Source organism: Streptomyces sp. CB02058, from assembly GCF_001905505.1.
In the GTDB taxonomy this organism is placed as follows: domain Bacteria; phylum Actinomycetota; class Actinomycetes; order Streptomycetales; family Streptomycetaceae; genus Streptomyces.
Genome location: NZ_LIPG01000005.1, coordinates 601416 through 614857 on the forward strand (window position 1 = coordinate 601416; position 13442 = coordinate 614857).

Consider the following 13442-nt stretch of genomic DNA (forward strand, 5'->3'; position numbering starts at 1 on the left):
AGCGGGGTTGGCGAGTGTCTGTGTCATGCGAACCGACACTCCTTGGAGCACCCTGCCGGCCCGGGAACATCTCCTGGCCGCAGCGGTCGGCGCTGCCGGCGCTCCCGTACTCGACGTGGTGGTCCCCGTCTACAACGAGGAGAAGGACCTCGAAACGTGTGTACTGCGCCTGCACGACCACCTGGCGCGAACGTTCCCCTACGGCTTCCGGATCACCGTCGCGGACAACGCGAGCACCGACCGGACGCCCCAGGTGGCGGCCCGCCTCGCGGCTCTGATCCCCGAGGTGCGGTCGTACCGGCTGGAGGAGAAGGGCCGGGGGCGGGCCCTGCGGACCGTCTGGTCCCATTCGGACTCCCCGGTCCTCGCCTACATGGACGTCGACCTCTCGACCGACCTCAACGCGCTTCTGCCGCTGGTCGCCCCGCTGATCTCGGGCCACTCGGACCTGGCCATCGGCTCGCGCCTGGCCCGCAGTTCGCGGGTGGTGCGGGGGTCGAAGCGGGAGTTCATCTCGCGGGCCTACAACCTCATCCTGCGCTCCTCGCTGTCCGCCCGGTTCAGCGACGCCCAGTGCGGCTTCAAGGCCATACGGCGCGAGGTCGCGCAGCGCCTGCTGCCCATGGTCGAGGACACCGGCTGGTTCTTCGACACCGAGATGCTGGTGCTCGCCGAGCGTGCCGGACTGCGCATCCACGAGGTGCCGGTCGACTGGGTCGACGACCCCGACTCCACCGTGCACATCGTGAAGACCGCGACCGACGACCTCAAGGGCGTCTGGCGGGTGGGCAGGGCCCTGGCCACCGGGGCGCTGCCGCTCGACCGGCTGGCGCGGCCCTTCGGGGACGACCCGCGCGACCGGGCCGTGCCCGGGGTGCCGCGCGGACTCGCCAGGCAGCTGGTCGGCTTCTGCGTCGTGGGCGTGCTCTCGACCCTGGTCTACCTCGCCCTGTACTCCCTCTTCCGGCTCGGAGCCGGCCCGCAGACCGCCAACGGCGCGGCCCTCCTGGTCTCCGCCGTCGCCAACACGGCGGCGAACCGGAGGCTCACCTTCGGGGTACGCGGCCGGGGCGGCGCGGTGCGTCACCAGGCCCAGGGACTCGTCGTCTTCGCGATCGGGCTGGCCCTCACCAGCGGCTCGCTCGCCGCGCTGGGCACGGCGTCCGGAGCGGCTTCGCACAGCACCGAGCTCGCCGTGCTGATCGCGGCCAACCTCGCGGCGACGGTGCTGCGGTTCCTGCTCTTCCGCGCCTGGGTCTTCCCCGACCGGCGCTCCGACCACCGGGACGCCCGCAAGGGTTCCGCACACGAACTGAGGAACGTCCGATGACCGCCGCAACGCACTCCGACCATCTCCAGGTCCCGCCCCCGGCGCCGCCCGCGCACGCCGCGGGCCGCCGGGAGCCGCTGCCGCGGCGTGTCCTGAGGGGCAGGCCAGAGGACCCGCGGTGGGTGCGGCCCGCCTTCCTCGGCATGCTGCTGGTCATCGCGCTCGCGTACCTGTGGAACCTGAGCGCCTCCGGTTACGCCAACTCCTTCTACTCCGCGGCCGTTCAGGCAGGCAGCCAGAGCTGGAAGGCCTTCTTCTTCGGCTCGCTGGACTCCGCGAACGCGATCACCGTCGACAAGCCCCCGGCCACGCTCTGGCCGATGGCCCTGTCGGTGCGGATGTTCGGCCTGAGCTCCTGGGCGATCCTCGCGCCCCAGGTGCTCATGGGCGTCGCGACGGCGGGCGTCCTCCACGCGTCCGTGCGCCGCCGCTTCAGCGCCGCCGCCGGTCTGATCACGATGGCGGTCTTCGCGCTGACCCCGGTCGCCGCGCTGATGTTCCGCTTCAACAACCCGGACGCGCTGCTCGCGCTCCTGATGACCGTCACCGTCTACTGCGTGCTGCGCGCCCTGGAGGGCGGCCGTACGAAGTGGCTGGTCTGGGCGGGTGTCGCGGTGGGCCTCGCGTTCCTCTCGAAGACCCTCCAGGCGTTCCTGATCCTGCCGCCGCTGGCGGTGCTGTACGCGGTGTTCGCGCCGGTCTCCGTGCGGAAGAGGTTCGGCCAGATCGGCCTGGCCGCGCTGGCGATGATCGTCTCCGGTGGCTGGTGGGTCGCGATCGTCGAGCTGTGGCCCGCCTCCTCGCGGCCGTACATCGGGGGCTCGCAGAACAACTCCTTCCTGGAACTCACCTTCGGTTACAACGGACTCGGCCGGATCAACGGCGAGGAGACCGGTAGCGTCGGCGGAGGCGGAGGCGGCGGCCAGGGCGGCGGCTGGGGTGAGACCGGCATCGGCCGGATGTTCAACTCCGAGATCGGCAGCCAGATCTCGTGGCTGCTGCCCGCCGCGCTGATCCTGCTGGTCGCCGGAGTCTGGCTGACCCGGCGGGCGAAGCGGACCGACACGGCCCGCGCGGCGTTCCTCGCCTGGGGCGGGTCTCTGCTGATGACGGCGCTCGTCTTCAGCTTCATGGCCGGCATCTTCCACCAGTACTACACGGTGGCGCTGGCCCCCTACATCGCGGCGCTGGTCGGCATGGGTGCCACGGTCCTGTGGGAGGAGCGGGCCACGTGGTGGGCGGGCGCCGCGCTCGGCGCGACCGTCGCGGTGACGGCCGTCTGGTCGTACGTCCTGCTGGGGCGCACGCCGGACTACTTCCCCTGGCTGCGCTGGGCCGTCCTGATCGGCGGTCTGGTGGCCGCGGTGGGGCTGCTGCTCGCCGCACGGCTGGGGCGTGCGCTGGCGCTCGGAGTGCTGGGGCTGGGCCTCGCGGCGTCGCTGGCCGGGCCGACGGCGTACACGATCAGCACACTGAACACCGGGCACCAGGGGTCGATCGTCACGGCGGGGCCGTCGAGCGGGGGCATGGGTGGTCCCGGCGGCGGCGGCGGTGGCGGTAACGGCGGTGGCCCCGGCGGCGGCATGCAGCCTCCCGGCCAGGGCACGCAGCAGGGCGGCGGCCAGGCGCCGGGCAACGCGCAGGGCAACTCCCAGGGCGGTGGCTTCCCCGGCGGCGGGACGCCCGGCCAGGGCCAGGCTCCCGGCGGCGGTCAGGGCCGGGCCCCGGGCGCCAAGCAGGGCGGTACGCCCGGCGGCGGCATGGGCGAAGGCGGCATGGGTGGCGGAGGCATGGGCGGTCTGCTCAACGGCGCCTCCGTCGACTCCGAGGCCAAGACCCTGCTCAAGCAGAACGCCGACGCCTACACCTGGGCCGCGGCGGCCATCGGTTCCCAGAACGCCGCGAGTTACCAGCTGGCCACCGGTGACCCGGTGATGGCGATCGGCGGATTCAACGGGAGCGACCCGTCCCCGACGCTCGCGCAGTTCAAGAAGTACGTGGAGGAGGGGAAGATCCACTACTTCATCTCCGGCGGGATGGGCGGCGGGATGGGCGGCGAGGGCACCTCGTCCCAGATCTCCTCGTGGGTGGAGGAGAACTTCAAGGAGGTCACGGTCGGAAGCGCGACCTTCTACGACCTCACCCAGCCGACGAGCGCCGCGTAGGGAGCGGATGTCGCCCACGGCGACGGGAGGGCGGTGGCCCGGGGCGAACCCCGGGCCACCGCCCTCTGCCGTGCCCGGCGCCGCCCCCAAAGGTGTTGTACGGCGTACAGGAGGTGCCATACGGTGTACGGCAACAGTCCCATACACCGTACAAGTGCACCGGAACCAGGAGCCCGCATGACGGCGACCGCCGCCGAGCAGAAGGACCTCGCCCCCGGGGGCGGCCATGCGCAGCGCTGGCTGATCCTCGGAGTCATCTGTCTCGCCCAGCTCACCGTGCTGCTCGACAACACGGTCCTGAACGTCGCGATCCCCTCGCTCACCGCCGAACTCGACGCGTCCACCGCCGATGTGCAGTGGATGATCAACGCGTACTCCCTCGTCCAGGCTGGCCTGCTGCTCACCGCGGGCAGCGCGTCGGACCGCTACGGCCGCAAGAAGATGCTGGTCGCCGGCCTCGTGGTGTTCGGCGTCGGATCACTCGCGGCCGGACTCTCGCAGTCCTCGGGGCAGCTGATCGCCGCCCGCGCGGGCATGGGGGTCGGAGGCGCGCTGCTGATCACGACCACGCTGTCCGTGGTGGTCCAGATCTTCGACGACACCGAGCGCGTGAAGGCGATCGGGATCTGGTCGACCGTCAACTCCCTGGGCTTCGCCGCCGGTCCGCTGCTCGGCGGGGCGATGCTCGACCACTTCTGGTGGGGCGCGATCTTCCTGATCAACATCCCGGTCGCGGTCGTCGGCCTGATCGCCGTCGTCCGGCTCGTCCCGGAGTCCAGGAACCCCAGCGGGGACCGCCCCGACCTGTTCGGGGCGCTGCTCTCCACCATCGGCATGGCCGCCGTGGTGTACGCGATCATCTCCGGCCCGGAACACGGCTGGGGCTCCGGCCAGGTCCTGCTGACCGCCTTCGCGGGGGTCGCGGTGCTCACCGGGTTCGTCCTGTGGGAGCTGCACGTTCCCCACCCGATGCTGGACATGCACTTCTTCCGCAACCAGCGGTTCACCGGCGCGGTCGCGGGTGCGATCCTCGTCGCCTTCGGGATGACCGGTTCACTCTTCCTGCTCACCCAGCACCTGCAGTTCGTGCTCGGCTACGAGCCGTTGGAGGCCGGTCTGCGCACCGCGCCGCTCGCCCTGACCGTCGTCGCGCTCAACCTCACGGGAATCGGCGCCCGGATCGTCGGGAGGACGGGCACGCCCGCCACCATCGCCACCGGGATGAGCCTGCTGGCCGCGGGGCTCGCCGCGATCGCGCTGCTGGGCGGCCGGGGATACGGCGGCATGCTGCTCGGCCTGGTCGTCATGGGGGCGGGTGTCGCGCTCGCCATGCCCGCGATGGCCAACGCGATCATGAGCGCCATCCCCCGGGAGAAGGCGGGAGTGGGCGCCGGGGTGAACGGCACGCTCGCCGAGTTCGGCAACGGGCTCGGGGTCGCCGTCCTCGGCGCCGTACTCAACTCGCGGTTCGCCGCGCTCGTACCGGGTGCCGTCGGCACCGCCTCGCTGCCGGCCGTGCTCGGTGCGGCGGACGGTCCGGCCGACCGGGAGCGGATCACGGACGCCTTCGCCTCCGGTCTGGAGGCCAGCCAACTGGTCGGCGCGGTCGCCGTCCTGGCGGGCGGGCTGCTGGCGGCCGCCCTGCTGAGGAGGGCGGAGCGCGCCGAGGCGGATCAGGAGCCCGGGGTGCGGGCATAGCATCGGACGGGGGGCGCGGATACGCGAGGAGTGCCACCGCAAGACGAGGAGCGTGTGTCATGGGGTCCGGGGCAGACCGTGTGAGGAACCCTGCGCGGGTCAGTGTGTGGCTGGACCGGCGGACTCCCTCGCGCACCCGGAGGACGGACCAGCCGGCCGGCCTCGACCGCGACAGGATCACGGCGGCGAGCGTGCGGCTGCTGGACGCCGACGGCCTGGCGAAGTTCTCCATGCGCCGCCTCGCCGCCGAGCTGGATGTCACGGCGATGTCCCTCTACTGGTACGTCGACACCAAGGACGACCTGCTGGAACTCGCCCTGGACACCGTCTTCGGCGAGATCCCGGCCGCACCCGAGGGCGGCGACTGGCAGGACCGGCTGCGCGAACTGGCCACCGACTACCGGAGGATGCTGGTCGGCCATCCCTGGGTGTCGGCACTCATCGGCAGCTTCCTGAACATCGGGCCGCACTCCATGCTGTTCTCGTACGCCGTCCAGGACGTCATCCGGGCCACGGGCCTGCCCCTGGAGCGGCAGACGGGGGCGATGGCCGCCGTCTTCCAGTTCGTCTACGGATTCGGCAGCACCGAGGGCCACTTCGTGCAGCGCACCGTGGAGGCGGGGCTCACCCAGGACGAGTACTTCGAGCGGGCGATGGGCACGATCCGCGCGCACCCTGAGCTCAACCAGGTCATGCGGCCTTCGGAGGACCTGATGGACGCGCGGGGCGGCGACACGGTCGAGGAGATGCGCGAGCGGGACTTCGTCTACGCGCTGGACCTGCTGATCGCCGGCATCGAGGCCACCCGCGCGACGGCGACGGCCGAGCGGCGCGCGTAGCGGGCCTGACCGGGCGCGCGTGGTGGATCTGACCGGTGCGTGTTCCGGCGCCCCGGACGGGCCCGGAGTCCCGGCGGGTCCGGATCAGTAGCCGCGGCGGGTGTCCACGGCCAGTGCGGGCGTCCGGCCCCCGGCCAGGTCCGCCCAGCAGGCCGCGAAGTCCGCGACGACGTCCTCCTCGGCCGTGATGCCCGCCGAGTGCGAGGTGATCACCGTGCGCGGCAGCCGCCATGCGGGGTTCTCCGGGCCCGCCGGTTCGTCGGGCAGCACGTCGAGGACGGCCCCGCGCACCGTGCCGTCGTGCAGCGCGGCCTCCAGCGCGGCCATGTCCACGGTCGCGCCCCGGCCGACGTTGACGAACGCGGCGCCGCGCATCGCGCTGAACCGGGCGGTGTCGAAGTAGCGCTCGGTGGCCCCGGTCAGCGGCAGGGTGGACACCACCCACCGGGCGTCCGCCAGCGCCGCCGCCTCCTCGTCCGAACCGGCCCGGACCACCCGGTCGAAGCCGGGCGGCACCGCACGGGGCGTGCGGCACACGCCCACCGTGCGCACGGCGCACGCCCGCAGGAGGCCCGCGACGGCGGAACCGATGCGCCCGGTGCCGTGGACCACGGCGGTGCGTCCTGCGACGAGTTCGGAGGGGAGGCGGCGCCACTCGGCCCGCGCGTGCTGGGCGGTGTGCTCGGGGACGGACTGGCACTCGGCGAGCACCCAGGCCAGTACGTACTGGGCGATCCGCTCACCCATCCGCCCCACCGTCCGCGTCAGCAGGGCCCCCTCGGGCCAGGGCCCGGCGGCGAGCAGCGCGTCCGTACCGGCGTTGACGCTGTGGAACCACAGCAGCCCGGGGGTCCGCAGCGCTTCTGGCAGCGCGTCGCCCACGTACACGAACGGTCCGTCGGGCGCGCTCGCGTACGCGGGTTCCGCGGGCCGGTCCGTGATCCTTTCCAGCTCGCGGACCACGGCCGGGCCCACGGAGGGGGAGACGAGCAGACGGGCCCGCGCCGGCGGGGCGGGGTGGGGCGGGAGCACGGGGACGGTCAGCCGCCGTCCGAGAGACGGGCGGGGAAGCCGCCGGTGGCGACGGGGCTCCAGCGCTCCGGGGTGATCCGGATGATGGACTTGCCCTGCTTGACCATCGCCGCCCGGTACTCGTCCCAGTCGGGGTGCTCGCCGGAGATGGTGCGGAAGTACTCCACGAGGGGCTCGACCGAATCCGGTGCGTCGATCACCTCGGCCGAGCCGTCGATCTGGACCCAGGGTCCGTTCCACTCGTCCGACAGGACGATGACGCTCACCCGCTCGTCCCGCTTGGCGTTGCGGGTCTTGGCCCGTTCGGGGTAGGTCGAGACGACGATCCTGCCCGCGTCGTCGACGCCGCAGGTGAGCGGGGAGCCCTGGGGGCGGCCGTCGGACCGGGTGGTCAGCAGGATCGCCCGGTGCCTGGGCCGCACGAAGTCCAGGAGTTCCCCGAGCTCCACGGCGGTGTTGGTCGCGATGTTGGGTGCCATACGGCCAACCCTAGGGCCTGTCAGAGCCCTCAGGCCTGGACGGAGTCGCCCTGCACGGCCTGGATGTCGAGCTCCACGCGCAGGGTCGTGCCGATCGCGGAGATGCCGGCCTGCACGACCTGGTTGTAGTTCATCGCGAAGTCGTCGCGGCGCAGCTCCGCCGTGGCGTGGAAGGCCGCACGGACCCCGCCCCACGGGTCGGGCCCCGTGCCCAGGTAGCTGAGGTCGAGGTCGACCTCGCGGGAGACGCCGTGCATCGTGAGCAGGCCGTGCACCGTCCAGCGGTCGGGGCCCGCCGGGGTCAGCGCCCGGGACCGGTAGGTGATCTCCGGGTACACCTCCACGTCCAGGAAGTCCGCCGAGCGCAGGTGCTTGTCCCGCATGCCGTTGCCGGTGTCGATGCTGCTGGAGGCGATGAAGGCCTCCACCCGGGAGTTCTGGACGTCCTCGGCGATCTCGATCCGGCCGCCGAAGTCGGTGAACCTGCCGTGCACGCTGGAGATCCCCAGGTGCTGTGCGACGGCGGCCACCGAGGAGTGCACCGGGTCGAGCGACCAGGTGCCGGGGGGCGGGAGTTCCACTCCGCCCTGGCGGGTGAGCACCACGGTGCCGGCCTCGACCCGGCCGCTGGCCGTGACGAGCGCGGTGGACGCGGCGGGTGCGTAACCGACCGCCGTGACGATCACCGTGTAGGCGCCGGCCTGGAGAAGATCGTCGGTGCGGACCGCCCCGTTCTCGTCGGCGTCGGCCCGGAGCACCTGGGTGCCCGTCATGTCGGTCACGGTCACGACCGCGTGCTGGACCGCCCAGCCGTCCCGCGTACGTACCTGTGCGCGAAGTCCCATCCCGTGTTCTCTCCTTGCTCAATCACTCATGAAGCGTGACTCAATGAGTCGGGCCCCGGGCGGGATCGGCAGGCCGTCCCCTGCCTGCCGTTCCCGCCACGGGGCCCATTTCCGCCGGCGGCCACAGCCTCTCCGCTCGAAGTGCTGTACCGCCAGGGGTCTTTGTGAATCTTCCGGTGGGTTCTTACTCGCCCGGGTGGGCGAGCTCGATGTCGTGACCGTCGACGCCGCCGCCGGTCACGGTCAGCGCGCCGGCCACCGGCGGGTAGCCGGTAGCGATCACGGAGTACTCACCGGCGTCCAGGTCGGTGAAGGCGTACGCCCCGTCCTCCCCGGTCGTCGAGGTGGCGACCACGTTGCCCGCCGCGTCGATCAGCGTGACGCGGGCGTCGTTCAGCGGTGCCCGGCCGGAGCCGGCCCTCACGACACCCCGCACCAGCGCACCGGAGCGCAGGGCCACGTCGACCCGGGTGACACCCTGGCCGCCGACCTCCACCGGCAGGGCCAGCGGACGGAAGCCCGCGGCCGTGACGGCGACGGTCACCGAGCCGGGGATGAGCTCACCGAAGGTGAACTCGCCCGCGTCGTTCGACACGCCCGTGGCCAGTACGTCGCCGCGCACATCGGTCACGACGACCATGGCGCCCTGGACGGGGGTGCCGCCCTCGGCGTTCCGTACGGTCCCGGAGAGACCGCTCGTACCGGCGAGCAGGATGTCGTAGGCCAGCGGCTCCTCGCCGACGACCACGGTGGACGCCTGCGGCTGGTAGCCGTCTGCGGAGGCGATCAGGACGTAGCTGCCGGAGCCCGGCGCGTCCAGGACGTAGCCGCCGTCGGCCTGGGCGACGGAGCGCCCAAGCTGCCGGCCGCCCAGCGAGATCAGTGTGACGGCGGCACGGGCGACGGGTGCGCCCTCGGCGCCCCGCACGACACCGCGGACGGGGGTTCCCTGAATGCTCGGCTCCGTCATGACGGCCGTCCGCTCCAGGGTGTCGACCGCGGTGACCCCGGCCGTCGCCTCGGCGACGGGCGCCGTGCCGGTGGTGGCCTCGACGGCCTCCGTGGCGGCCGAGGCCTCGGGGGTGTCGTTGCCCGCCCTGGTCTTCAGCGCGACCTCCTTGATGAACAGCGTCAGGAGGAAGGCGACCAGTGCGGCGGGCGCGGCGTACAGGAAGACGTCGGCGACACCGTGGCCGTAGGCGACCTCCATGACCGTACGGAACGGCGCGGGCAGCGTGTCCAGGTCGGGGATGCCCCCGCCGCCGGTACCGCCGTGGCCGAAGGCAGCGCCCTCGGGGCCGAGGTCGGCGAGGCCTTCCTTGACGTAGTGGGTGACACGGTTGCCCAGGACGGCGCCCAGCGCCGAGACGCCGATCGCACCACCGAGGGAACGGAAGAACGTCACGACGGAGCTGGCCGCGCCCAGGTCGGCGGGAGCCACCTGGTTCTGCGTGGCGAGCACCAGGTTCTGCATCATCATGCCGATGCCGAGACCCATGACGAGCATGAAGACCGCGATCTGCCAGTACTCGGTGTCGTACCGGATGGTGCCCAGCAGCCCGAGGCCGGCGGTGAGCAGGAAGCCACCGCTGACCAGCCAGGCCTTCCAGCGGCCCGTCTTGGTGATGATCTGGCCGGAGATCGTCGAGGAGAGGAAGAGCCCGGCGATCATCGGGATGGTCATGACGCCGGACATCGTCGGCGACTTGTCCCGCGCCAGCTGGAAGTACTGGCTGAAGAAGACGGTGCCCGCGAACATTCCGATACCGACGAACAGCGAGGCCACGGAGGCCAGCGTGATGGTGCGGTTGCGGAAGAGGCGCAGCGGGATGATCGGCTCGCGGGCCTTGGACTCGATGAAGAGGAACAGCGCGACGAGGACGACGGTGCCGCCCAGCATCGTCCAGGTCTGCCAGGAGATCCAGTCGTACTTGTCACCCGCGAAGGTCACCCAGAGCAGCAGCAGCGAGACCGCCGCGCTGATGAAGAACGCGCCGGACCAGTCGATCTTGACGCCCTCGCGCTTGATCACGGGGAGCTTCAGGGTCTTCTGGAGCACGATCAGGGCGATGACCGCGAACGGCACACCCACGTAGAAGCACCAGCGCCAGCCCATCCAGCTGGTGTCGGTGATGACACCGCCGAGCAGCGGGCCGCCCACGGTGGCGACGGCGAAGACCGCGCCGAGGTAGCCGCTGTAGCGTCCGCGCTCGCGCGGGGAGATCATCGCGGCCATCACGATCTGGGCGAGGGCGGAGAGACCGCCGACGCCGATGCCCTGCACCACACGGCAGACGATGAGCATGCCGCTGCTGGTCGAGAGACCGGCGACTATGGAGCCGGCCACATAGATGATCAGGGCGATCTGGACCAGCAGCTTCTTGCTGAAGAGGTCCGCGAGCTTGCCCCAGAGCGGGGTGGTGGCGGTCATGGCCAGCAGCGAGGCCGTGACGACCCAGGTGTAGGCGCTCTGGCCGCCGCCGAGGTCGGAAATGATCTCGGGCAGGGCGTTGGAGACGACCGTCGACGACAGGATCGCGACGAACATGCCGAGCAGCAGCCCGGTCAGCGCTTCCATGATCTGCCGGTGTGTCATCGGCGTGCCAGAGGGGGCTTCCGCAGCCCCGTGCTTGGCGTGGCCGCCCCGCACACCGGATGGTGTGGTCGTAGCCATTACATTCCTTGTCTTTGCTTCTGTTACAGGGGTGTACGGGTGTGCGAATCGTCCGAGAGCCCCGAGCGGCAGTCGCCGCTGTGCCTTCCGGGGGTACACCCTCCGGCGCCGCGGCAGGAGAAGCTGTCGCGCAGGCGGGACAACAACGTGTTGAGCTGTCCGACTTCTTCGTCGGACCAGTCGTCGAGGTTGTGGGCGAACATTTCGGTCGTCCGCCGGTTCAGTTCGGCGAGCACTTCCTCTCCGGCGGGGGTCAGCCGCAGGATGCGGGACCGCTTGTCCGCCGGGTCCGGAGAGCGCTCGATCCAGCCGTTCTCCGCCGTGTGAGCCACATGACGGCTGGTCACCGACATGTTCACGGCCAGGAGTTCGGCAAGCCGGGTGATCCGCATCTCGCCGTACTTGGCCAGCAGCGTCAGCACGGTGGCCGAGCCACCGGGACACTCGGCGGGCAGGATGCGGAGGAGGCCCCGTTTGACGGCTCCGACGGCGCTGAGCTGCCGGGCCAGTTCTTCGTACTGGCTCCGTGCTGCCACTGGCCCTCCAGACATCTCACGAGGTCATCTTGTTGCTTAGGGCAACGATAGAAGCGGTTGGTTGCCGCAGGCAAACGAAAAGGGCCTTGCAGAAGTAAAGGAACGCAAAAGCCTGTGTAGGCCCCGGGTCAAGGCCCCAGCGCACAGCGGGTGGCCGGCGCCGGATGTGTTCCTCGTCACGGGCCGAGGGGGTGGGGCGGGCGCGCGGAGGGCCCGTGGAGGCGGTGCGGAGCGCTCCGGCGGAGGGGTGAAGACGGCGTGTACGCCGACGAGGGGCATCGCCCCTTCGCGGCCCGGGGGTTGGGCGGACGTGCCGAGTTCGCTAGGGTCCTGGACCATGGCATACAACCCCCACGCCCCGCAGCCGGGCCCCGAGGGCACTCACGACCCGGCGGGCAGCACGCAGATGTTCCGCGCGTTTGTCGACGAGGGCGAGCCGCAGCGCGGGCCGCAGCCCGCCGCGACCTCGTCAGGCTCGAAGACCGGGGTGATCGTGGCCGTCGTGGCGGTCATCGTCGTCCTCGGTGCGGTCGCCTGGCTCGCGCTCGGCTGACCGGCCCCCGTCCCCTTCATGGCGGGCCTGCCGCCCCTCCGCGGGGCCCGGGGCCTGCCGGGCGTCCACCTGAGGGTGCACGCCCCCTTCACAGACGCTCCCGCGCCGCCCGTCGGCTCCGGGAGCGTCTGCGTTCCCCGCGCCGGGCCCGGACGCGGCGAGGCCGCCGGGGCGGGCGGTCTCGGTGCCCCGGCAGCCGGTGAGCCGTGGTGTGCGGCCACGCGCGGGCTCGGGCGCGCGGAGCCGGGCCGACCCGATCGCTGCCGGACGGGCCCGGGTGGGGCCGGCCGGACGATCGGGTCGTCGGTCGGACGGGTGGATCGGTCGCCCTGGCGTCCGGACGGGGCCGGACGGGCGGCTCAGTCGGCGATGAGGCCTTCCCTGAGCTGGGTGAGCGTCCGGGTCAGCAGCCGGGAGACGTGCATCTGAGAGATGCCGACCTCTTCGCCGATCTGCGACTGCGTCATGTTGGCGAAGAAGCGCAGCATGATGATCTGCCGCTCGCGCGGGGCGAGCTTGGCCAGCAGCGGCTTCAGGGACTCGCGGTACTCGACGCCTTCCAGCGCCGCGTCCTCGTACCCCAGGCGGTCCGCCAGCGAGCCCTCGCCGCCGTCGTCCTCGGGGGACGGGGAGTCCAGCGAGGAGGCGGTGTAGGCGTTACCCACGGCCAGGCCGTCGACGACGTCCTCCTCGGAGACCCCGAGCGCCTTGGCCAGCTCCGGCACCGTCGGCGAACGGTCGAGCTTCTGGGCGAGCTCGTCGCTGGTCTTGGTGAGGGCGAGCCGCAGTTCCTGGAGCCGGCGCGGCACCCGCACCGACCACGAGGTGTCGCGGAAGAAGCGCTTGATCTCCCCCACGACGGTCGGCATCGCGAACGTGGGGAATTCCACGCCGCGTTCGCAGTCGAATCGGTCGATCGCCTTGATCAGGCCGATCGTTCCGACCTGGACGATGTCCTCCATCGGTTCGTTACGGCTCCGGAACCGCGCCGCCGCGTACCGCACGAGCGGGAGGTTGAGCTCGATGAGCGTGTCCCGCACATAGGCCCGCTCCGGGCTGTCCGTTCCGTCGGGGCCCGAGGCGGGACCCAGCGCGGCTAGCCGCAGGAACAGGGAGCGGGACAGGGTGCGGGTGTCGATGGCTTCCGGCGAGCTGGTGAGCACGGCAGGTGCCGGCACGCTCTTCGTGAGCGTGAGCACCTTCGAGCTGCCCTGTTCTGCGGACATGCCACCCCCTTGAGGTCGCGGACGGTCGCGGTGGCCACGACCATCGGAGGAACGCAGCCTCCACC

At 71.7% G+C, this 13442-nt stretch carries 11 protein-coding genes; 5 read left to right on the plus strand and 6 right to left on the minus strand.

Annotation, left to right across the window (positions count from 1 at the left end; genetic code table 11):
* Nucleotides 1–25 precede the first annotated feature (25 nt).
* From AMK10_RS27580 to AMK10_RS27595, 4 genes are all read left to right on the plus strand, one after another.
* Nucleotides 26–1330, plus strand: a complete 1305-nt coding sequence (locus AMK10_RS27580; RefSeq protein WP_073750832.1) for a bifunctional glycosyltransferase family 2/GtrA family protein — start codon at nt 26–28, stop codon at nt 1328–1330.
* Nucleotides 1327–3495: an ArnT family glycosyltransferase gene (locus AMK10_RS27585; protein WP_073750834.1), complete on the plus strand. Its 2169-nt coding sequence runs from the start codon at nt 1327–1329 to the stop codon at nt 3493–3495. Before AMK10_RS27580 ends, AMK10_RS27585 begins: the two co-directional genes overlap by 4 nt.
* Before the next feature lie 177 nt (nt 3496–3672).
* Nucleotides 3673–5193: an MFS transporter gene (locus AMK10_RS27590; protein ID WP_073750836.1), complete on the plus strand. Its 1521-nt coding sequence runs from the start codon at nt 3673–3675 to the stop codon at nt 5191–5193.
* A 59-nt stretch (nt 5194–5252) separates the two neighbouring features.
* Entirely contained in the window at nt 5253–6032 is a 780-nt protein-coding gene (locus tag AMK10_RS27595; protein WP_073750838.1) for a TetR/AcrR family transcriptional regulator, read from the plus strand.
* An 84-nt stretch (nt 6033–6116) separates the two neighbouring features.
* Here the strand turns inward: AMK10_RS27595 and AMK10_RS27600 are convergent, their stop codons facing one another.
* The 5 genes from AMK10_RS27600 to AMK10_RS27620 all read right to left on the minus strand — a co-directional run bounded on the left by AMK10_RS27600 (nt 6117) and on the right by AMK10_RS27620 (nt 11598).
* Nucleotides 6117–7064, minus strand: a complete 948-nt coding sequence (locus tag AMK10_RS27600; protein WP_073750840.1) for an NAD(P)-dependent oxidoreductase — start codon at nt 7062–7064, stop codon at nt 6117–6119.
* Nucleotides 7065–7072: 8 nt separating this feature from the next.
* A complete protein-coding gene (locus AMK10_RS27605) occupies nt 7073–7543 on the minus strand; it encodes a PPOX class F420-dependent oxidoreductase (protein ID WP_073750842.1) in 471 nt (156 codons plus the stop codon).
* 29 nt (nt 7544–7572) lie between these two features.
* On the minus strand, nt 7573–8388 hold the full coding sequence (locus AMK10_RS27610) for a YceI family protein (RefSeq protein ID WP_073750844.1): 816 nt from the start codon (nt 8386–8388) through the stop codon (nt 7573–7575).
* A 184-nt stretch (nt 8389–8572) separates the two neighbouring features.
* The gene (locus tag AMK10_RS27615) at nt 8573–11062 is read right to left on the minus strand and encodes an MFS transporter (RefSeq protein ID WP_073750846.1); all 2490 of its coding nucleotides are present in this window, start codon (nt 11060–11062) and stop codon (nt 8573–8575) included.
* A 23-nt stretch (nt 11063–11085) separates the two neighbouring features.
* On the minus strand, nt 11086–11598 hold the full coding sequence (locus AMK10_RS27620) for a MarR family winged helix-turn-helix transcriptional regulator (RefSeq protein ID WP_073750848.1): 513 nt from the start codon (nt 11596–11598) through the stop codon (nt 11086–11088).
* 337 nt (nt 11599–11935) lie between these two features.
* Here AMK10_RS27620 and AMK10_RS27625 point away from each other — a divergent pair, with 337 nt between their 5' ends.
* The gene (locus tag AMK10_RS27625; RefSeq protein WP_073750850.1) at nt 11936–12151 is read left to right on the plus strand and encodes a hypothetical protein; all 216 of its coding nucleotides are present in this window, start codon (nt 11936–11938) and stop codon (nt 12149–12151) included.
* Between the two features lie 359 nt (nt 12152–12510).
* On the opposite strand, the gene AMK10_RS27630 is transcribed toward AMK10_RS27625, so the two are convergent.
* A complete protein-coding gene (locus tag AMK10_RS27630; protein ID WP_073750853.1) occupies nt 12511–13377 on the minus strand; it encodes an RNA polymerase sigma factor SigF in 867 nt (288 codons plus the stop codon).
* Between the last annotated feature and the right edge of the window lie 65 nt (nt 13378–13442).